Genomic DNA, 18,142 nt, shown 5'->3' on the forward strand with positions numbered 1-18,142 from the left:
GTCCAGGGAAAATGCGTTCCTTCCGAAAGCAATCATTCTGCATGGTCTGATCTCGGGGGCGGGAGAACGGCTTCGAGTTTGGCGGGCTCCAGTCCGGGTAAGGATATTCTGCAGGTCAGCCCGTCTGGGTTGAAGTGGAGATGCAGCGCCCCGCCCAGAGACTCCGTGGTGCTTTTGATAAGCGAGAGGCCGAAGCCTGTATCGATCGGAGCGCTGACACCCGAAACTCCAGCCTCGGTCCATTCCAGGACGAGCCCACCAGTATTCTCGTCCGTGGTCCACTCGACGCAGAGGCTCCCGCCGCGGCTTGAGAGAGCGCCGTACCGGCGCGCGTTGCTGGCAAGTTCATGAAGCACCAGCCCAAGCTGGCCGGCAGTGCGGGCGTCTACCGTGATGTTGGCCCCCGCAATGGTCGCCCGTCCCTCATCCGGGGCCCCGTGATTGATCTCCTTGCTGACAAGGCAGGCGAGGTCACTGCCAAGCATCTTGCCCTGCACCAGCAGGTTGTGGGTCCTGGCGAGGGCCTGAATCCTACCTGCGAAACTTTCTGCAAAGCTGTCGGGATCGGACACCGCGCGACGGCGCGACAGCCCCGCGAAGGCCAGAACGGTGGCCAAGGTATTCTTGACCCGGTGGTCGAGCTCATCGAACAGGCGACGCTGCATGTCGGAGGCGTGCTTGCGCTCGGTGACGTCACGCGCCACCTTCGAGGCGCCGATGATATTGCCAGCGCGGTCCTTCAGAGGGGACACCGTGATGGAGAGGATGACACGCCGCCCATCCTTGGTCAGCCTTTCGGTAACAAAATGCTCGACCCGCTCGCCCCGGCGGACCTTTTCAAGGATTTCGGTCTCCTCGTTCAGGAGCTCTTCCGGGATGATGCGGGTGATGGGCTGGCCTATCATCTCCTCCGCCGTGTAGCCGAGGATTCTGCTTGCTCCGGCATTCCATGAGGTGACCACACCTTCGAGCGTCTTGCTGACGATGACGTCCTCGGAGGAGGCCACGATGGCGGCAAGCTGATCACGTCGGACGTCTTCCTTGGCGTCCGACGGTTGCTCGATCAGCAGAACAAGGCTGCCGATCACGATGCCGGCGTCGATCTCCAGGCGGATATGGACCCGGATGCAGGTTCGGTGTCCATCGGGCCGCTCAAGGATCACCTCGGAATGACAGGTTTCCCGTCCCTCCTTAAAAGCCACTGCAAGCGGGGATGCGTCAGATGGCAGTATCTCTCCGCCGCTGGCTCTCATCCGCCAGGCCCCAAACCATCTGCGGCTCCCCATCGGGTGCTCCTGGCCCCAGAGGCGTGCAGCCTCCGCGTTGTAGGAGCTGATATAACCGTCACCGTCCGTGGCGTAAGCGGCGACCGGCAGCACCGCAGTGATCTGATCGAAATAGCCCATGATTATCGGTCTCGTCCTTGCGCCTGGACAAGCCGCGCGGGGGAATCGAACACTTTTCTGCCGACGGACTGTCCTCACCATCGAGAAAGTTAACTTAGGGCAGGGGTGCCCGTGTCGGTCTTATGACACAGAGCAACATTTGCCCGTTGCTGCCCCGACATAACGAAACCATCAACCACACGTCTAGGTTCCGAAGAAAGGAGCATGCTTCTCGGAAACTGCGCCTATGCGGGTCGAGCACGGCGACCGTCAGGTCGTCGACCCAAATCACATAGGCATCGCGAAACGTATGCGGGACATTTGCCTATGTCTCCCAAGCGGCGAGGGGTTCACCAGGGGGCTTCGGCCGCACAGCATCACACCATCGGGATATGATATGGGTGGTGGGATGCATGCTTGCAGCCTTTTGTTTGGCGTGGAAGCTCGATGTGATCTTGCCGAATGAAAGAGACTTGGCTCCGGCCGTTCCCAGGTTAAACCCGGTGGCCCGCCCTTGTTGCGGCACTTGTGCCGGTGCGTTGCGCCTGTCAGTTCTGCATGGGAAAAGCAGAGCTCGTGGTGGCTGGCGAATATCTCTTGGCAACGGAGCGATGGATGAACGGCATTGAGACGGAACATCCGGAATGGGGCTTCAAGTCCCTGCGGCGGGCGGTCGATGCGGCGGGCATCGCACTCTGGTCTTGGAACGTCGACACCGACCGCTTCAAGATGGATCCCCGGGGTTACGAGCTGTGGGCCCTAGCCCCACAAGAGCTTCTGACCTTCGAACATCTTTCGGAGAAGATCCACCCCGCAGACCGGGATCGGGTCCGTGCCGCCTTTTCCGCCACCCGAAGCGTGGTCGGTCCTTATGAAATCGACTTTCGCACCCTCGTCGGGGAGGAGGTGCGATGGATTTCCGCGCGCGGTCAGGGCAATGACGAGGACATCGAGCATCGCATGATGACCGGCGTCTTTCTCGACGTCACTGGTCGCAAGCAGGCGGAGGAATCCAGCGAGCTTCTGGCCGGCGAGATGAGCCACCGGGTGAAAAACCTCCTCACCGTCGCCTCCGGACTTGCCCGGATTACCGCACGGTCGTCGACCTCTCTCGAGGACATGACCACCCAGCTGATGCATAGACTGACCGCGCTCGACCGGGCGCATGATCTGGTGAGGCCCCTTCCGGGGCATCAGGGCGACGCGGCCCTTCTCGGCGATATCTTCGCAGTCTTGCTCGCCCCTTATGACGATCAGGGGGCTTTCGCCGGCCGGGTCCGGATCGCGGTGCCGAGAATGGGGGTGGGGGAAAGTTCCGCCGCCTCATTGGCGCTGGTGGTTCATGAGCTGGCCACAAACTCGATCAAATACGGCGCGCTCTCCGTGGACCAAGGCGTTCTCGACATATCCGGCTGCATGGTGGGCGACCACGTCCGCATCAACTGGACCGAACATGGCGGTCCGGAGGTCAAGCACACCGGCGAGCAGAAGGGCTATGGCAGCAAACTGGTTCGCCGGACCGTCGAGGGCCCGCTTGGAGGATCGATCGGCTACGAATGGTCCGCAAGCGGCGTGCTCGTCACCTTGGAAGTTCATGCAGAGCGTCTAGCCAGCTAGGGTCGCAGTCTTGCTTTCTGACACCACCTCTTGTCCGCTAGCGACTGTGCCTGTGCGCCGCAGAGGCGTCTCGTGTTCTGACGCCGGCTATCGACCGGCATCCGCATGAAACCGACATCATGTCCCGCGCTCTGATCACGGTCGGTCCTGAGACGCCGTTGACCTCTGTCGCCGACCTTTTCCGGCGGCACGGGTTCACGTCGCTTCCGGTGGTGCAAAGCGGCGACAGGCATCTGGGCGTGATCTTTCAGATACATCTTATTCGGCGGGGGCGAGATGACGCAGTGCGGTTGAACCGGGGCTTTGGTGCCGCTATGGCGCGGCTTCTCGATCCGGGGCGCGGGGCTCCGGTTCGAGCCGCCGACATCATGATTGCGACGACCCCACGCGCCGTGCAGAGCGCCCCTGTTGGAGATCTGCTTCCCATGTTGTCTGAGGGCGACGGCGACGCTGTCCCCGTTCTCGGGAAAGATAAGATTGTCGGCATTGTCACCCGCACGGACATGATCGCAGCGTTGGCATGGCTGAGCTTGACGCGCCCAGAGCCCCAGGCCGAAAGCTGAACAGGAAGCGTTGCGTCAGGGCCAAGGTGAGCGCGGCGCGCTCCATCCATAGATCACGCTGATGACGCGCACTGAGAAGGCCGCAGAAACGCCGACCAGCGTCACGAGCCAGTCGGCCAAGTCAAGATACTCGCCTACGACTACAACTGTTGCGCCGACGAATGCAGCCAGAGCATAGATCTCCTCCCGCAACACCCTAGGGATTTCCGTGACAAGCAGGTCGCGGACGAGACCACCACCCACCGCAGTCAGAACTCCGAGCAGCACGCTGACAACCGGATCCAAGCCATACTCCAAGCCCTTTCGACATCCGGTGACCGCGAAGAGCCCCAAGCCGAGCGCATCGAACACCATCACCGGCTTGCCGAGCCCGGATATCAAGGGCTTGAAGAAGAAAGCCACGAGCGCTGCTGCGAGAGCAACCAGCGTATATCGCTCATCCGCCAGAGCAACAACCGGCGTCGCTCCAAGGAGCATGTCGCGAAGCATCCCACCAGCAAGTGCCGCGGCGACGGCAAGCACGATGACGCCGAAAATATCCAACCGATGACGGATGGCGACGGTGCCGCCACTAAGGCCGAAGGCGAATGTGCCAAGCAGATCCACACCGGTGATGTAAAGCGAAAGATCCATTGTGGCGTCAAAGCTCCCGCCAGCCACAACCACGCATGCAGGTTGCCAGCCCGCCGATCACGTGCGGCTGGCGTAATGTCTGAAGATCGCACAAAGTCGTGCCTCCATAGTTTCCATCGTGGATTATTTGCAGCCAAACTATGCCGTCTTTGCAAGTGTGCGTGAGAAGGTCGCGGCGATGCCGCCATGTGAAGTCCGACGGAGACAACTTGTCGCACCAGCAATCATTACCTTGGAATGCATCTTTGTCGACGCTGCCGCTAGCCCTTTCCAATAGTTTGTGGCACTGGACGAGGCCAGGCCGCGCGTGGGTTCGCGCGCGGCCGTCTCTGGCCAAGGTGGGCGTTGTCATCGCATAGATGACGGGATGTTGCTCGACCCGTCACTGGGTCGAGGCAGAGTTATCGTGCAGCGTAGGCCGTCGGGACTGAAGTGCTCTGCCCCCCGATACCTCCTCCATCTGACACTGGAGCCGGCCCGAGCAGAGGACCGGATCATGAAGAAATCGAAGTTCACCGAGGAACGGATCATCGGGACCCTGCGGGAGCAGGGTCGACGCATACGTCGACGGTGCGAAGACAGCGGCGCTGCGCCGCCGACACGGGATCAGCTGCGCGACGTTCTACGCGTGGAAGTCCAAATTCGGCGGGATGGGTGTTTCCGACGCGCGGCTTCTGAAGGCGCTGAAGGAGATGCCCGGCTGAAGCAGCTCTTGGCGGAATCGCTGCCTGACCAGGCAGAATTGCAGGATCTCCTGTCGCGAAAGTCGAAACGCCCGCCGCCGTGCGCGAAGCCGTCGCGATCCTCGTAAAGCCGCACGAGATGAGCGAGCGGCGAGCCTGTGCCGGCTGGAGGACGCAAGGCCAAGCCGTCGGCGTCTCAGTCCGGCGCGTCGAGCGACAGCCCGCCCGGGGTGACGTTCAGCGCCTCGAGCCGGGCCAGCCCGTTGCGGAAGCCGAGCACGGTGAGGCTGGCCGGTCCCACGGGCAGGATGTGCCGCGGGGCGAGCCCGATCAGCCGGTCCAGGAGCGCCCGGATCACGCCGCCGTGGCAGACCATCAGAACGGTGGCCTGCCCTTCCGCCTGCGCCCCGCCCACGGCGCGGCCGGTCCGGGCGCTGAACTCGGCCCAGGACTCGCCGCCCTCCGGCACGTGACTGCCCTCGCGCCAGCCCTGGTAGGGGGCCGGGTCCAGCGCGTCGATGCTCTTGCCGGTCCAGTCGCCGACCGAGATCTCGCGCAACAGCGGCTGCAGCCGCGCCTCCGGATGGCCGAGCAGCGCCGCGCTCTGCCGGGCGCGCTGCAGGTCGGAGGTCAGCACCAGATCCGGCGCCAGCCGGGCGACCAGCGGGGCCAGCGCCCGCACCTGGTCCTGCCCCCGCTCCGACAGCGGGATGTCGGCCTGGCCCTGCAGCCGGCGTGTGGCGTTCCAGACGCTTTCCCCGTGGCGGACGAGCAGCAGTCGTTTCATGACAGGCGGTTTCCTTTCGGGTCGAAGATCGCGGCTGGCGCGGGGGGAAGGCGGAAGTGCAGCTCGGAGGGGACCGGCCCGGCCAAGTCGGTGACGGCGGTGACGCGCTGGCCCTCGGCGAGGCCGGTCACCAGCCGGCGACCGGCCATCGGCACCACCTCGACCGGCTGGGCGGCGAAGGTGTCCGGCCCAGGCGCATCGGCCAGCGCCAGGTCCTCGGCCCGCACCATGCCGTGCCCGGTGGCCCCGCGCAGCGCCGGGTCGGGCATGCGGCCGAACCAGGCCCCGGCCTGCACCGGGATCAGGTTGGCTGGCGGCGTGCCGATGAACCGCGCGACGAAGGCCGAGGCCGGGTCCGACAGCAGCCGCTCCGGCGGGTCGAACTGCTCGATCCGCCCGCCGTTCATCACCGCCACATGGGTGGCCATGGTCATCGCCTCGATCTGGTCATGAGTGACGTAGACCGCCGTCGCCCCGGTGGCGCGGTGCACGCGCATCAGCTCGGTGCGCATCTCGACCCGCAGCGTGGCGTCGAGGTTGGACAGCGGCTCGTCGAACAGGAGCACCCGCGGGCGCGGCGCGATCATCCGGGCGATGGCGACGCGCTGCTGCTGCCCGCCGGAGATCTCGCCGGGATAGCGCGCGGCGAGACCGGCGACGCCCAGCATCTCCATCGCCTCCGCCGCCCGCGCCCGCCGCTCCTCGCGGCCGAGGTTGGCGACCCGCAGCGGCCAGTCGACATTGCCGGCCACGGTCATGTGCGGCCAGAGCGCGTAGGACTGGAACACCAGCCCGGCGTTGCGGCTGCCCGGCTCCATCACATAGCCGCGCGACGCATCGGCCACGGCGGTGTCGCCAAAGCGGATCTCGCCGGCGGTCGGATGCTCCAACCCCGCCAGCATCCGCAGGATCGTGGTCTTGCCGCAGCCCGATGGCCCCAGCAGCACCAGAAAGGCGCCCTCGGGAACGGTCAGGCTGATATCGGACACGGCTTGCGCGCCGCCGAAGGTCTTGCCGAGATGGCTGAGCGTGATCATGGGGTCCTCAGGATGAAAGCCAGGGCCGGTTGCGCCCGCGCAGCAGCGTGGCCAGCCCGGCGGCAAGGGTGGAGATGGACAGGATGACCAGCGTCACCGCATTGGCGAACTGGTGGAACCCGTCGGAGGCGTAGCGATAGGACAGCACCGACAGCAGCGGCGTCGTGGGAGTGTAGAGCAGCACCACGATCGCGAGGTCGCTGATCACGTTGACGAAGCAGAGCAGCAGGCTGGCCAGGAGCCCCCGGCTGGCCAGTGGCAGGGTGATGGCCCCGATCCGCCGGAAGAAGCCGGCGCCGGTCAGCCGCGCCGCCTCGTCGATGTCGCCCGAGATCTGCGCCACGGTGGCGCGCCCGGTCTGCACCGCGAAGGGCAACATCGCCGCCGTCAGCGCCAGCGCCAGCAGCACCGAGGTGCCGTAGAGCGCCGGCAGCGGCCCGATGGGGGCGCCGTAGAGCGCGATATAGGCGGCCCCGAAGGCGATGCCAGGCAGCAGCATCGGCAGGAAGCTCAGCTGGCTGACCGCCTCGCTGATGCCGCGCAGCCGGTGCCGTGTCAGGGCGACGGCGACGAGGATGCCGATGACATTGGCGAGGAAGGCGACCACCGCGCCGATCGCCACTGTCAGCGTCAGCGCGCGCAGCAGCTGCGGGTTGTTGAAGATACCGGCCTGGCCGCGGGCGAAGGCGGGGTCGGCCTCGCCGATCCAGAAATGCAGCGTCCAGCCGGAGAACAGCGACGAGGCCATCGGCGCGAGGCTGGCGGCGATCAGCAGCAGGATCGGCAGGATGGTGGTCACGAGGCAGATCAGCAGGGCCAGCGCGGTCAGCGGGCCGCGGGCCCGGCCCAGGGCGAAGCGGCGGGCCCGGCCGCCCTTGCCGCTGATGGTGGCGAAGCTGCGGCGCCCGGCCAGCAGCCGGTTGCCGAGGGCGAGGAACACCGCCGAGAGCCCGATCAGCAGGATCGCCAGCACGTAGCCGCGCTCGACCTGGCCGATCTCGATCATGCCGAACAGCCGGGTGGAGAGGGTCTGCATCCGCACCGGCAGGCCCAGCAGGGCAGGCGCGGCGAAGTTCGACACCGCGCCGGCGAAGCAGAGCGAGCCGCCGGCGATCAGCGCCGGCATGACCACCGGCAGCACGATTCCGAACAGCACCCGCCGGCGGCTGGCCCCGGTCATCTGCGCCGCCTCGACCAGGTCACCGTTGACGGTGGCGAGGGCGGCGGCGATCACGGTGAAGCCCAGAGCGTAGTAATGGGCGATCAGCACGATCATCGTCGGCGTCATGCCCCAGGCCAGGGCGTCGGGCACCGCGATGCCCATCCCCTCCAGCAGCCCGCCGCCGCCGCCGACCCGGCCGTTGCGGAACACCGTGCCCCAGGCCAGCGCGGTGGCGAAGCTGGGGATCATGAAGGGCAGCGTGGCGAGAAAGCCGACCAGACCGCGGAACGGCATGTCGGTCATCACCACCAGCCAGGCCAGGAAGCCGCCGATCAGAACGCAGCCCGCCGCGACGCCGAGGCCCAGAGCCATCGTGTTCAGCGCCGGCAGCCAGAACAGGTTGCGCGACAGCGGGCTGGCGAGCACGTCGCTCCAGGCGCCGATGCGCTCCGGGTCCAGCGTCTGCATCAGGATCGTCATCAGCGGCGCCGCGACCAGCAGCGCCAGCAGCGCCAGCACGCCGAGGTTCAGCCCCAGCCCCGCGGGCAGGCGCGCCCGTAAACCCGCCCTTGCGGTCATGTCGGCCACTCCTCAGCCAGAAAAGGAAACGGGCGGGCAGGACATCCCGCCCGCCCGCCGCGCCTCGCGCTTATTGCAGCTGCAGGATCAGGTCCGCGACTTCGGCGCGGATGGGGGCGGTCTGCTGCGGGTCGATCTGCCAGCCGTTGAACTCGGCCAGCGGGATCGCGTCGGGATGCGGGGTGATGTCGTTGCGGGTGGCCCAGTCGCCCGCGACGTAGAAGGGCGCGAAGCCCTCGCCGCCGGTTTCGCTGTCGTCGCCCATCAGGAAGTCGATGGCCAGCCGCGCCGCTGCCGGGTTCTGCCCCTCGGGGTTCAGCGCCAGCAGCGCCGGGAAGACGATGCCGTTGGCCGGGACAACCTCGTTGGCGACCTGCAGCGCCCAGCCCTCGTCCTCGTTGTCGCGGCGGTCGGAATAGGAGGTGAAGCCGATCGGCGCGGCCTCCTGTCCCTTGGCCCCGATGGCGACGTTCACGTCGTCGGTGGAGCCGAACAGCACCACGTCATTCTGGAACAGGTCGGTGATGAACTGCCGCCCGGCGTCGGCCACGCCCTCGTCCAGGGCGATCGGCTGGCCGAAGGCCGCCTCGTAGGCGGTGGCCATCTCGTCCGAACGCAGCACGATCTCCGTCATCAGGTCGAGGTAGTCGCCGCGCTGCAGCGGGTCGACCATCACCACCTTGCCGGACCATTCCTCGCGGGTCAGATCCCAGAGATTGCCGACCGGGGCGCCGTCGGGATAGCTCTCCTCGTTGTACATCAGCACCTTGGTCGAGAGGCGCTGTTGCAGCAGCGGCGCTTTCGCGCTGTCGGGCAGCGCCGCGGCGACGCGCGGCGGCACGTAAGGCGCGATCAGCCCCGAGGCCAGCAGCTCGCTCAGGACCAACGGCGCGTCCGAGACATAGATCACGTCGGCATTGGCGATCCCTGCGCCGGCCTCGCTGCGGAGCCGGGCGATCATCTCGGTCGAGGACATGTCGAAGCCGACCATGTCGATCCCCGGATAGGCGGCCTCGAAGGCGGTCTCCACCCGGCCGATGCGGCTGGTGAAGGCGTAGACGGTCACCTTGCCCTCGGCCTGCGCCAGCGGCAGCAGATCGGCAGGGGGCAGGGCGTCAAGATCCTGCGCCAGGCCGGGAGCGGCAAGGGGCAGGGTCAGGCAGGCGGACAGGATGGCGGTGCGCATGATGGGTCCTCCGGACAGCGGCGTTCGGGGCTTCGTAGGCTATACTTGCAACATCTTTATGACATGCAAGTTTACTTGCAAAGATGCTAGTCTTCGAAATAGCCGATCAGCGCGCCCAGCTTTTCCAAAAGATCCAGCGCCGGCGCGCCGCGTTCGGCGGCCAAGGCCAGCACCAGCGCGTTGCAGATGGCCATCGGCACGCCCAGGGTCTGGAAGCCGTCGCGGCCGCCCATCCTCGGCGCGGCGAGCAACTGGTCCGGCGTCGGCGACAGCGCAGGCCCGAGGCTGCCCGAGACGGCGAGGCTCGCCGCCCCGCGCTGCCGCGCCAGATCGACGATGCGGGCATAGTCGCGCGGCTGGCGGCGGAAGGCGAAGAGCATGACCGCATCCGCCGGCCCGAGGGTCAGCAATTGCTCGGCCAGATCGCGCGGATCGCCGCGGAGCAGCACGGTCGCCAGCCCCATGCGGCGCAGGCGGCGGTCCATCAGCACGGCCAGCGCCTCGGCATTGCCGCGGGCGAAGAGGAACACCCTCTCGCGGTTCAGCATCCGCGCCGCCTCGAGGATCTGCGCGTCCTGCACGTAGTCGGACAGCCGCGACAGCGCCGCGATCTCGTCGGCGATCAACTGCGGCAGGTAACCCTTCTCCTGCATGCCGCTGAGGGTCTGCGTCACCCGGTGCGACGGCGAGCCGGTCGAGAGGAACTCGGCCCGCAGCGCATCGCGGAAGGCGGCGTAGCTGGCGAAGCCCAGCTTGCGGGCCAGCCGCGAGGTCGTCGCCTCATGCGCGCCGATCCGCGCGGCGAATTCGGCCGAGGTCCCCAAGGCGATCTCGCGCGGGGCCTGCATCAGCTCCGCAACCAGCCGGTTCTCGGTGCCGGTCAGGGTGGAGGAGATCTTTTGGACGCGCTCGATGAGGCTCATGGGGTTCGTGCCCGGCTGGATGGCTCTAAGTTGCGTCTGAGCAATTAACGACAGGCAACCCGGAAATATGAACCTTCCTATGCAGCAAGAGGCCCCAAAGCGCAAAGCAAGTTCGATACGCCCGGCACGTTGCGTCTACAGCCCGCGCAGACGGCATTCGAAACTGCGTCACCCCAGCTTGAGGGAGTTCGACGCCCGCGCTATGCCAGCTTAACCTGATGTCCACGAGACCGGCAGCAGCTCAGACGGAGCCGCAATCAGAGAACGGGCCCGCGGCGCGACGATGGCCGCATCAGAGGCCGGACAGATGTCAGCACCCGACGGCGCGCCAGGACGAGCCTACAAATATCCTCTCGAGCAAGGGGCGGTTACACATGTCAGAACAGCCGGGTACCCGGGGCGGTGAGTTGACAGCTGTCAACTTTCCGGAGGGGCGATCCCCGTCGGGTTGGCCGCCGTCACCCCCGAGACCGAGCCAAAGAGTTGACAGCTGTCAACTTCTGCCCGTGCGTCGCAGTCAGTTGATGGCTGCGCGTTCGACAGGATGAAAAGTTGACAGCTGTCAACTTGACGATCCGGAACTCAGAAGCCGATAACGCCCCGCGCGCCAGCTTTGCGGTTTGGAGTATCTTCCGTGCAGGACCAGCGACTGCCGTCCACCGATCCGGCAACCCGAAGCCTGCGAGCGATGACCCCTTGCTGCCCATTCGGCGATCTCACCAAGCCAGCAGCAGCGCATTATGTGCAAGGCTCCGTCGGCTACTTCGCCACGCGAGCGTCCGCGGCATGTGCAAGGCCGACCCGGCAGGGGCAGCGCCAGCCCAGGTCGGCAACCGATGATCCGGAGAGACGGCGAGAATTTTCCGGGGCAGGGGAACGGTTGTCGTCTTCCTGTCCTATGTAAGTCCAGAAACCGGGGCCATGCTCCGGTTGCAGAACAGGAAGGATCCTCCCATGCGCTACCGTACCCTTGGCCCGAGCGGCCTGCTGGTTTCTGAACTCTGCCTCGGCACGATGACCTTCGGCGGCTCCGAAGGGATCTGGGGCCAGATCGGCCAGTTGAAGCAGGACGAGGCCGATGAGCTGGTGAAGACCGCCGTTGATGCCGGCATCAACTTCATCGACACGGCCAATGTCTATGCCGGCGGCGAGAGCGAGCGCATTCTCGGCCAGTCGATCCGCAATCTGGGCCTGCCACGCGACGATCTCGTCATCGCCACCAAGGTGCTGGGCGCGATGGGCGAAGGGCCGAACAGCCGGGGCGCCTCGCGGGCGCATATCCTGGCGCAGGCCAAGGCCAGCCTGGCGCGGCTGCAGCTCGACCATATCGACCTCTACCAGATCCACGGTTTCGACCCGGTGATGCCGATCGCCGAGACGCTGGAGGCGCTGAACACCTTGGTCCAGCATGGCCATGTCCGCTACATCGGCCTGTCGAACTGGGCCGCCTGGCAGATCGTCAAGGCGGTAGGCGTCGCCGAGGCGCGCAAGCTGGCGCCGATCATGTCGCTGCAGGCCTATTACACGCTGGTCGGCCGCGATCTGGAGCGCGAGATCGCGCCGATGCTGCTGAGCGAGGGCATCGGCCTGATGGTCTGGAGCCCGCTGGCCGGCGGCTTCCTTTCGGGCAAATACAGCGGCGGCAGCACGGGCAATGCCGAGGGACGCCGGGCGGGCTTCGATTTCCCGCCGGTGAACCTGGAGCGCGGCGACGCCGCCATCGAGGCGATGCGGGGCATAGCTGCGGCGAAGGGGTGCAGCGTGGCGCAGGTGGCGCTGGCCTGGCTGCTGCATCAGCCCGTGGTCACCAGCGTGATCGTCGGGGCGAAGCGGGTCGAGCAGTTGCAGGACAATATCCGCTCGACCGAGGTGAAGCTCGGCGCCGAGGATCTGGCGACGCTCGACGCCGTGACCAGGCTGCCGGCGGAATATCCGGGCTGGATGCTGGAGCGGCAGTCGCAGTACCGGAAGCCCTTCGTCACGCCGTAGGGCTGAGCCAAGGCAGGGGCCGCCTGCCTCCGTCAGCGACGGGGGCAGGGGATGTCAGAACGGATTTTCCAGCCGCACGCCGGTCGGCATGAAACGGGCGGTATTGCCGGTGGCGACGGTCGCGGCATGGCTCAGCGCCGAGGCGGCGATCATCAGATCGGCCACCGGATGGTCGATCTCGGCCGAGAGCCGGCCCCAGATCCGGGCGTCCTCGCTGTCGAAGGGCAACAGGCGGTCGGCGAACAGCAGAACCGTCCGGTCGAGCCAAGAGCGCAGGTCGCGGGCGAGGTCGCGGGTCTCCTGCTGGCAGATGTCGCGCTCGATCTCGCCGATGGTGATGACGCTGAGAAAAGGTCCTTCTCCCGCCGGCCGCTCAGCCAGGCCGCCACCTTCGGCGCGCGGTCCGGGCGGCGGAGGGCGGAGAGGACGGTGGTATCGAGCAGGTACATCAGGAGGGGCCCCGCGGCTTGGCCTCGGCGCGCTCGGTCTCCGGTCCGGGGAAGGCCATGAGATGGCTGACGAAGCTTTCACGGGTCTGCACCGCGCCGGCGAGCAGGCGCTGGTATTCCTCCGACGAGAGCACGACCACGGCGGGCTGGCCCCGGCGCGTCACCTGCTGCGGCGTGCCGGCAAGCGCCGCCTCGACCACGGCGCTGAACCTGTTCTTCGCGTCCTGAAGGGTCCACATGGCCGCGTTCCTGTCTAGCTGTCTGGCTAGACAGATGGGGCGGTTCGCAGGGCCTGTCAAGCGGGGCTCATCTGCCGGAGAAGGGCAGGGGGCGTGCGGTCCCGGCCGGGCGAGGAGATGGATGGCCCGCGCGACGACACGCAGCGGGTGGTCCGGCGATTCGGCTGCGGCAGATCGGGCCGGCTGCCGCGCGTTTCGGTCGGCATGATGCCGGCATTGTCCCCGGTGATCGCGACATCGCCGTAGCTGTCGTGCGCCGCGATGCCCCGGCCCGGGCGTGGGCAGGTTCGCCTTGGGGATATCGAAGAGCGCCCCGGCAAGGGGCCCCTGCCGGGGCGCTGCCCCTTAGCGGCAGCGTCGGCTGCCGGGCTCCTCAGTACTTCGGCGGCACGTAAAGCTCCGGCGGCAGGACGGCGCGTTCGTAGTCGGGGTTGAAGACGCGGTCCGGCAGGGTGACCTCCTCGTGCGGCACGGGCTCGTAGGGGATCAGCGACAGCAGGTGGTCGATGCAGTTCAGCCGCGCCCGCTTCTTGTCATTGCCCTCGACGATGTACCACGGCGCCTCGGGGATGTTGGTGCGGGCCATCATCTCTTCCTTGGCCTTGGTGTACTGCTCCCAGCGGACGCGGGATTGCAGGTCCATCGGGCTGAGCTTCCACTGTTTCATCGGGTCGTGGATCCGCATGAGGAAGCGCATCTGCTGCTCCTCGTCGGTGATCGAGAACCAGTATTTCACCACCATGATGCCGGAGCGGACCAGCATCCGCTCGAATTCGGGGACGTCGCGGAAGAACTCCTCGACCTGATCCTCCTCGGCGAAGCCCATCACCCGCTCGACCCCGGCGCGGTTGTACCAGGAGCGGTCGAACAGCACGATCTCGCCGCCGGCCGGCAGGTGCGGGACGTAGCGCTGGAAATACCACTGGGTCTTCTCGCGGTCGGACGGCGCGGGCAGGGCGACCACACGCACGACGCGCGGGTTGAGCCGCTGGCTGATCCGCTTGATCACCCCGCCCTTGCCCGCCGAATCGCGACCCTCGAACAGAACGACCACCTTCTTGCGGTGGTAGGAGACCCAGTCCTGCAGCTTGATCAGCTCGGATTGCAGCCGGATCAGGCTGTCGAAATAGACGCGGCGGTCGATCGTGTCGGGATGCCGGTCGCGGTAGATCCGGGCGATCTCGCGCGACAGCGTGGCGTCCTCGAGCTCGAGTTCATAATCCTCGTCGATGATGTCGGCGAGTTCGGCTTCCAACCAGTCGGACGGTGCGGAATTCTGCATGCGCGGCTCCTCTTTGCTTCTCCTCAACCACAGCTTTGTCACCGTCGCATGACGGGCGCCCGAGAGGAGCGCATTTCACCTCCCGCCGGGCGTTGCATCACGACCCTCGATAGGTGGGGCTGCGGCGGCGGGCCGTCCAGTCTACAATCGCGGGCGCGGGCCGGCGGAACATCGGCTGGCCTGCAGGGGTTCGACCGTTTCAGCCGCAAGAGAGGATCATGAAGAAGCAACCCAGGACTTCGGCGAAGCTCCGGCCCGGACTGGCAAGCGAGCCCGCCTTCGATCACATCATGCTCAAGCGTTGCGCCCATCTGCGAAAGCAGCAGCTGCGCTATCAGGAGAGCAATTCGGAAGACGCGGTCCACAAGTCGCGGGTGGCGCTGCGGCGGCTGACCACGGCGCTGGACGCCTTCCGCCCGCTGCTGAGGAAATCCCAGCTCAAGGCCTGGCGGTCCGAGGCGAAGGCCCTGTTCCGCGCGCTGGGAGAGGTGCGGGATGCGGATGTCTATCTGGCCGCCTTGCCCGACGAGGAGCGCAGCAAGAAGCTCGTCGCCGCGACGGCCTGGCTGCGCGAGAAGACCTGGCAGGATCTGAAGCGCAAGGACGCCGCGGGCTTTGCCGCGCGGCTGGAGAAAGCCGTTCGCGACAAGGCGATGTTGCGCAAGAGCCGCGACGGCAGGCTGCTGCGCGGGCGGGCGGTCGAGCAGCTGGCCGGCGAGGCGATGGACGGGATCTGGGCGGATCTCGCCGGTCACGGGGCCGATCTCGCGGCGATGTCGGCGACGGAACGGCACGGATTTCGGAAGGACATGAAGGCGTTCCGCTATCTGGCGGATGATTTCTCGCCGCTCTGGCCCAAGGAGGGCAGGGCGGAGGCCGAGGACCGCATCCGCGCCCTGCAGGAGGACCTCGGGACGCTGAACGACATGGCCAATGCCGCCCGTCTGGGTCAGCCCGTGACCGGCGGCGAGGAGGAGGAGGCCATCCTTGGCCGGGCCGGCGGCGTCTGGAACGAGCTGTCGGGCCTGCGGCCCTGGTGGCGGCAGGACAGGCCCGCTGCCGCTCCGGCCGAGGAGGCCGAGACGGCGTGAAGACCGCCTGCCGTTTGCCGGGGGCAGGGGGCGTGGATCGCCGAGTCGCAGGGCGGCGGGGATGGCGGGCGGCCGGAGTCCGGGCGACAATTCGTCGCCCGATGCGTCGTCAGTTTGTCACGGAGGCGTGATCTTTCTGTCTTGGAGCCGGGCTAGGACTACCGCAGCCTTCCTCAAACGCGGAGTTTCTCATGCGGACCATGCTTCTTTCCGGCGTCGCGCTTACGCTGCTGACGCTTCCCGTCGCCGCCCAACAGACCGGAGAGCCCGGATTCGACTGGTTCGCCGCCGGCGAGGCCAGCATCGCCGAGCGCCTCGCCTTGCAGCCGATCACCGGCAAGGCGAAGAACGTCATCCTGTTCACCGCCGACGGCAACGGGGTCGGCACCAACTATGCGATCCGGCTCTTCGCAGGTCAGCAGAAGGGCGGCCTCGGCGACGATTTCGTGCTGCCCCAGGAGACCTTCCCGAACATGGCGCTGGTGAAGACCTATTCCGCCAACGGCCAGACCCCGGATTCCGCCCCGACCGCGACGGCGATGAACACCGGCATGAAGACCAAGAACGACCTGATCAACGTCGACGACACCGTGGCCGTCGGTGACTGCGCGGGCCGCACGGGCCACGAGCTGAAGCCCTTCGCCGAAATCGTCAGCGAGATGGGCAAGTCGGTCGGCGTGATCTCCACCGCGCGGATCACCCATGCGACCCCCGCCGCCGTCTATGCCCGCACCGTCAACCGCGACTGGGAAGACAACAGCGCGCTGCCGGAAGGCTGCGACCAGAAGGACATCGCCGCCCAGCTGGTGGACCAGATGAAGGCCGGCGTGATCGATATCGCCATGGGCGGGGGCCGGGCGCATTTCCTGCCCGAGAGCGTCACCGATGACGAGGGCAAGACGGGCAAGCGCACCGACGGCCGCAACCTGGTCGAGGAGCTGGAAGAAGCCGGCGCGCAATACGCCTGGGACGAGAACGGCTTCCAGGCGCTGACCGCTGCCGGAAATGCGCCGGTGCTGGGCCTCTTCGAGGCCAGCCACATGAAATACGAGCACGACCGCACCGGCGAGCCCTCGCTGGCCGAGATGACCGAGAAGGCGATCACCGCGCTGTCCGCGAACGACCAGGGCTTCTATCTGAACGTCGAGGCCGGCCGGGTCGACCATGCCAACCATGACGGCAACCTGTTCCGGGTGCTGACCGACGGCGTGGCCTTCGCCGATGCGATCCAGAAGGCGATGGAGATGACCAACCCCGAGGAGACGCTGATCATCGTCACCGCCGACCATGAGCATGCGATCGCGTTCAACGGCTATTGCGGCCGCGGCACCTCGATCACCGGGCTCTGCATGGCGGTGAACGAGGAAGGCATCAAGCGGCTGGACGAGCCGGAACTGGCCGCCGATGGCAAGCCCTATACCGTGGCGGGCTATCTGAACGGCGCGGGTTCGGTGCTGGTGGAGCAGGCTGACAAGTCCTTTGCCGGCAGCCGCCCCGACCTGACCGAGGAAGAGGCGACCGACCCCGACTATGTGCAGCAGGCGCTGGTGCCGATGAGCTCGGAAACCCACTCGGGCGAGGACGTGGCCGTCTTCGCGCGCGGTCCCTGGGCGCATCTGTTCAGCGGCGTGATCGAGCAGAACGTGATCTTCCACGTCATGAACCACGCGGTTACCGCCGAGTAAGCGATCCCACCACAGGAGCGGGCCCCGGAGCGCCGGGGCCCGCTTTCCCCATGACGACCGGAGGCTTCCCGATGCAGCGCCGTCATCTCCTGCTTGCGCTTCCCGGCCTTCTCGCGCTGCCGCATCTGGCGCGGGCCGATGCGCCGATCAAGCTGCGCGATCTCTACAACAAGGATCTCAGCTTTTCCGATCTGGCCCTGTCGCTGCAGGGCAGCCGGATCAGCGTGGCCGGCTTCATGGCCCCGCCGCTGAAGGCCGAGTCGGTGTTCTTCGTCCTGACCAAGAAGCCGATGGCGGTCTGCCCCTTCTGCGAGCCGGGCATGCCCTGGCCCGACGACATCCTCGCCGTCTACGCCCGGCGCGTGGTCGAGGTCATCCCGTTCAACGTGCCGATCACGGTGACCGGCCTGCTGGAACTGGGCGACGCGGTCGATCCCGAGCTCGGCTTCTACAGCAAGGTGCGGCTCGCCGATGCCAGCTACCAGCGCGCCTGACGACCTCGGCCTGCGGGTCGAGGGGTTGGAGATCCGCCACGGCGGGCGCCTGCTGCTTTCGGTGCCGGAACTGACGATTGCGCCCGGATCCTCGGTTGCGGTGCGCGGGGCGTCGGGGGCGGGCAAGTCCACCCTGCTGCATGCGCTTTCCGGCCTGCTGCCGCCGACCGCCGGGCAGGTGATCTGGGGCGCGACCGATCTGGGCAAGCTCGGCGAGGCCGCGCGCCGCCGCTTCCGGCGTGATCATGTCGGGCTGATCTTCCAGGATTTCCTGCTGTTCGAAGAGCTGACCGCCGCGGGCAATGCCGGCCTCGCCGCCGGCTTCGCGCCAAGCCGCGACCGCCCGGCGCTGCGGCGG

General features: G+C 66.9%; 17 protein-coding genes and 1 pseudogene. 8 read left to right on the forward strand and 10 right to left on the reverse strand.

Annotation, left to right across the window (positions count from 1 at the left end):
• Positions 1-32: 32 nt before the first annotated feature.
• A complete protein-coding gene (locus C5F48_RS15740) occupies positions 33-1,406 on the reverse strand; it encodes a sensor histidine kinase (RefSeq protein WP_170139712.1) in 1,374 nt (457 codons plus the stop codon).
• A gap of 594 nt (positions 1,407-2,000) precedes the next feature.
• On the opposite strand from C5F48_RS15740, the gene C5F48_RS15745 reads away from it, so the two are divergent.
• Entirely contained in the window at positions 2,001-3,002 is a 1,002-nt protein-coding gene (locus tag C5F48_RS15745; protein ID WP_107664838.1) for a sensor histidine kinase, read from the forward strand.
• A gap of 119 nt (positions 3,003-3,121) precedes the next feature.
• Positions 3,122-3,565, forward strand: a complete 444-nt coding sequence (locus C5F48_RS15750) for a CBS domain-containing protein (protein ID WP_107664839.1) — start codon at positions 3,122-3,124, stop codon at positions 3,563-3,565.
• Positions 3,566-3,580: 15 nt separating this feature from the next.
• Here the strand turns inward: C5F48_RS15750 and C5F48_RS15755 are convergent, their stop codons facing one another.
• Complete coding sequence (locus tag C5F48_RS15755) at positions 3,581-4,198, reverse strand: trimeric intracellular cation channel family protein (protein ID WP_107664840.1); 618 nt, start codon at positions 4,196-4,198, stop codon at positions 3,581-3,583.
• Between the two features lie 496 nt (positions 4,199-4,694).
• Here C5F48_RS15755 and C5F48_RS26090 point away from each other — a divergent pair.
• A pseudogene (locus tag C5F48_RS26090) lies at positions 4,695-5,041 on the forward strand (transposase); the annotation flags it as partial.
• Between the two features lie 36 nt (positions 5,042-5,077).
• On the opposite strand, the gene C5F48_RS15765 reads toward C5F48_RS26090, so the two are convergent.
• The 5 genes from C5F48_RS15765 to C5F48_RS15785 form a co-directional block, all read right to left on the reverse strand.
• The gene (locus C5F48_RS15765) at positions 5,078-5,668 is read right to left on the reverse strand and encodes a histidine phosphatase family protein (RefSeq protein WP_107664841.1); all 591 of its coding nucleotides are present in this window, start codon (positions 5,666-5,668) and stop codon (positions 5,078-5,080) included.
• Positions 5,665-6,705 (reverse strand): ABC transporter ATP-binding protein, encoded by a 1,041-nt coding sequence (locus tag C5F48_RS15770; protein WP_107664842.1) that lies wholly within the window; start codon positions 6,703-6,705, stop codon positions 5,665-5,667. Before C5F48_RS15770 ends, C5F48_RS15765 begins: the two co-directional genes overlap by 4 nt.
• A gap of 7 nt (positions 6,706-6,712) precedes the next feature.
• Entirely contained in the window at positions 6,713-8,446 is a 1,734-nt protein-coding gene (locus C5F48_RS15775) for an ABC transporter permease (protein ID WP_107664843.1), read from the reverse strand.
• A gap of 70 nt (positions 8,447-8,516) precedes the next feature.
• Positions 8,517-9,632, reverse strand: coding sequence for an ABC transporter substrate-binding protein (locus tag C5F48_RS15780; RefSeq protein ID WP_107664844.1), 1,116 nt, complete (start codon positions 9,630-9,632; stop codon positions 8,517-8,519).
• Between the two features lie 86 nt (positions 9,633-9,718).
• Positions 9,719-10,555 carry a MurR/RpiR family transcriptional regulator gene (locus C5F48_RS15785; RefSeq protein WP_107664845.1) on the reverse strand — a complete coding sequence of 279 codons (837 nt, stop codon included), beginning with the start codon at positions 10,553-10,555 and terminating at the stop codon, positions 9,719-9,721.
• Positions 10,556-11,509: 954 nt separating this feature from the next.
• Here C5F48_RS15785 and C5F48_RS15790 point away from each other — a divergent pair.
• Positions 11,510-12,544, forward strand: a complete 1,035-nt coding sequence (locus tag C5F48_RS15790; RefSeq protein ID WP_107664846.1) for an aldo/keto reductase — start codon at positions 11,510-11,512, stop codon at positions 12,542-12,544.
• Positions 12,545-12,598: 54 nt separating this feature from the next.
• Here the strand turns inward: C5F48_RS15790 and C5F48_RS15795 are convergent, their stop codons facing one another.
• The 3 genes from C5F48_RS15795 to ppk2 all read right to left on the reverse strand — a co-directional run bounded on the left by C5F48_RS15795 (position 12,599) and on the right by ppk2 (position 14,514).
• A complete protein-coding gene (locus C5F48_RS15795) occupies positions 12,599-13,075 on the reverse strand; it encodes a PIN domain-containing protein (protein ID WP_308812767.1) in 477 nt (158 codons plus the stop codon).
• A complete protein-coding gene (locus C5F48_RS15800) occupies positions 12,993-13,232 on the reverse strand; it encodes a type II toxin-antitoxin system Phd/YefM family antitoxin (RefSeq protein ID WP_107664847.1) in 240 nt (79 codons plus the stop codon). The genes C5F48_RS15795 and C5F48_RS15800 overlap by 83 nt, the downstream gene beginning before the upstream one ends.
• A 373-nt stretch (positions 13,233-13,605) precedes the next feature.
• A complete protein-coding gene (ppk2, locus tag C5F48_RS15805) occupies positions 13,606-14,514 on the reverse strand; it encodes a polyphosphate kinase 2 (RefSeq protein WP_107664848.1) in 909 nt (302 codons plus the stop codon).
• Positions 14,515-14,732: 218 nt separating this feature from the next.
• On the opposite strand from ppk2, the gene C5F48_RS15810 reads away from it, so the two are divergent.
• The 4 genes from C5F48_RS15810 to C5F48_RS15825 form a co-directional block, all read left to right on the forward strand.
• The gene (locus C5F48_RS15810) at positions 14,733-15,605 is read left to right on the forward strand and encodes a CHAD domain-containing protein (protein WP_107664849.1); all 873 of its coding nucleotides are present in this window, start codon (positions 14,733-14,735) and stop codon (positions 15,603-15,605) included.
• Between the two features lie 191 nt (positions 15,606-15,796).
• Positions 15,797-17,290 carry an alkaline phosphatase gene (locus tag C5F48_RS15815; RefSeq protein ID WP_107664850.1) on the forward strand — a complete coding sequence of 498 codons (1,494 nt, stop codon included), beginning with the start codon at positions 15,797-15,799 and terminating at the stop codon, positions 17,288-17,290.
• 71 nt (positions 17,291-17,361) lie between these two features.
• Entirely contained in the window at positions 17,362-17,784 is a 423-nt protein-coding gene (locus C5F48_RS15820; protein WP_107664852.1) for a hypothetical protein, read from the forward strand.
• The coding region (locus tag C5F48_RS15825) for an ATP-binding cassette domain-containing protein (RefSeq protein ID WP_146170617.1) at positions 17,762-18,142 on the forward strand (381 nt) is incomplete at its 3' end. The genes C5F48_RS15820 and C5F48_RS15825, both read left to right, overlap by 23 nt.

Origin of the sequence: Cereibacter changlensis JA139 (assembly GCF_003034985.1) — a bacterium.
Classification (GTDB): Bacteria; Pseudomonadota; Alphaproteobacteria; order Rhodobacterales; family Rhodobacteraceae; genus Cereibacter; species Cereibacter changlensis.

Excerpts from the sequence above, each read along its gene's own strand:
- C5F48_RS15755 (WP_107664840.1), bottom strand. The coding sequence starts at position 4,198 with ATGGATCTTTCGCTTTACATCACCGGTGTGGATCTGCTTGGCACATTC.
- C5F48_RS15765 (WP_107664841.1), bottom strand. The coding sequence starts at position 5,668 with ATGAAACGACTGCTGCTCGTCCGCCACGGGGAAAGCGTCTGGAACGCC.
- C5F48_RS15815 (WP_107664850.1), top strand. The coding sequence starts at position 15,797 with ATGCGGACCATGCTTCTTTCCGGCGTCGCGCTTACGCTGCTGACGCTT.
- C5F48_RS15785 (WP_107664845.1), bottom strand. The coding sequence starts at position 10,555 with ATGAGCCTCATCGAGCGCGTCCAAAAGATCTCCTCCACCCTGACCGGC.
- C5F48_RS15740 (WP_170139712.1), bottom strand. The coding sequence starts at position 1,406 with ATGGGCTATTTCGATCAGATCACTGCGGTGCTGCCGGTCGCCGCTTAC.
- C5F48_RS15770 (WP_107664842.1), bottom strand. The coding sequence starts at position 6,705 with ATGATCACGCTCAGCCATCTCGGCAAGACCTTCGGCGGCGCGCAAGCC.
- C5F48_RS15800 (WP_107664847.1), bottom strand. The coding sequence starts at position 13,232 with ATGTGGACCCTTCAGGACGCGAAGAACAGGTTCAGCGCCGTGGTCGAG.
- C5F48_RS15745 (WP_107664838.1), top strand. The coding sequence starts at position 2,001 with ATGAACGGCATTGAGACGGAACATCCGGAATGGGGCTTCAAGTCCCTG.
- C5F48_RS15790 (WP_107664846.1), top strand. The coding sequence starts at position 11,510 with ATGCGCTACCGTACCCTTGGCCCGAGCGGCCTGCTGGTTTCTGAACTC.
- C5F48_RS15780 (WP_107664844.1), bottom strand. The coding sequence starts at position 9,632 with ATGCGCACCGCCATCCTGTCCGCCTGCCTGACCCTGCCCCTTGCCGCT.
- C5F48_RS15820 (WP_107664852.1), top strand. The coding sequence starts at position 17,362 with ATGCAGCGCCGTCATCTCCTGCTTGCGCTTCCCGGCCTTCTCGCGCTG.
- C5F48_RS15775 (WP_107664843.1), bottom strand. The coding sequence starts at position 8,446 with ATGACCGCAAGGGCGGGTTTACGGGCGCGCCTGCCCGCGGGGCTGGGG.
- ppk2 (WP_107664848.1), bottom strand. The coding sequence starts at position 14,514 with ATGCAGAATTCCGCACCGTCCGACTGGTTGGAAGCCGAACTCGCCGAC.
- C5F48_RS15810 (WP_107664849.1), top strand. The coding sequence starts at position 14,733 with ATGAAGAAGCAACCCAGGACTTCGGCGAAGCTCCGGCCCGGACTGGCA.
- C5F48_RS15750 (WP_107664839.1), top strand. The coding sequence starts at position 3,122 with ATGTCCCGCGCTCTGATCACGGTCGGTCCTGAGACGCCGTTGACCTCT.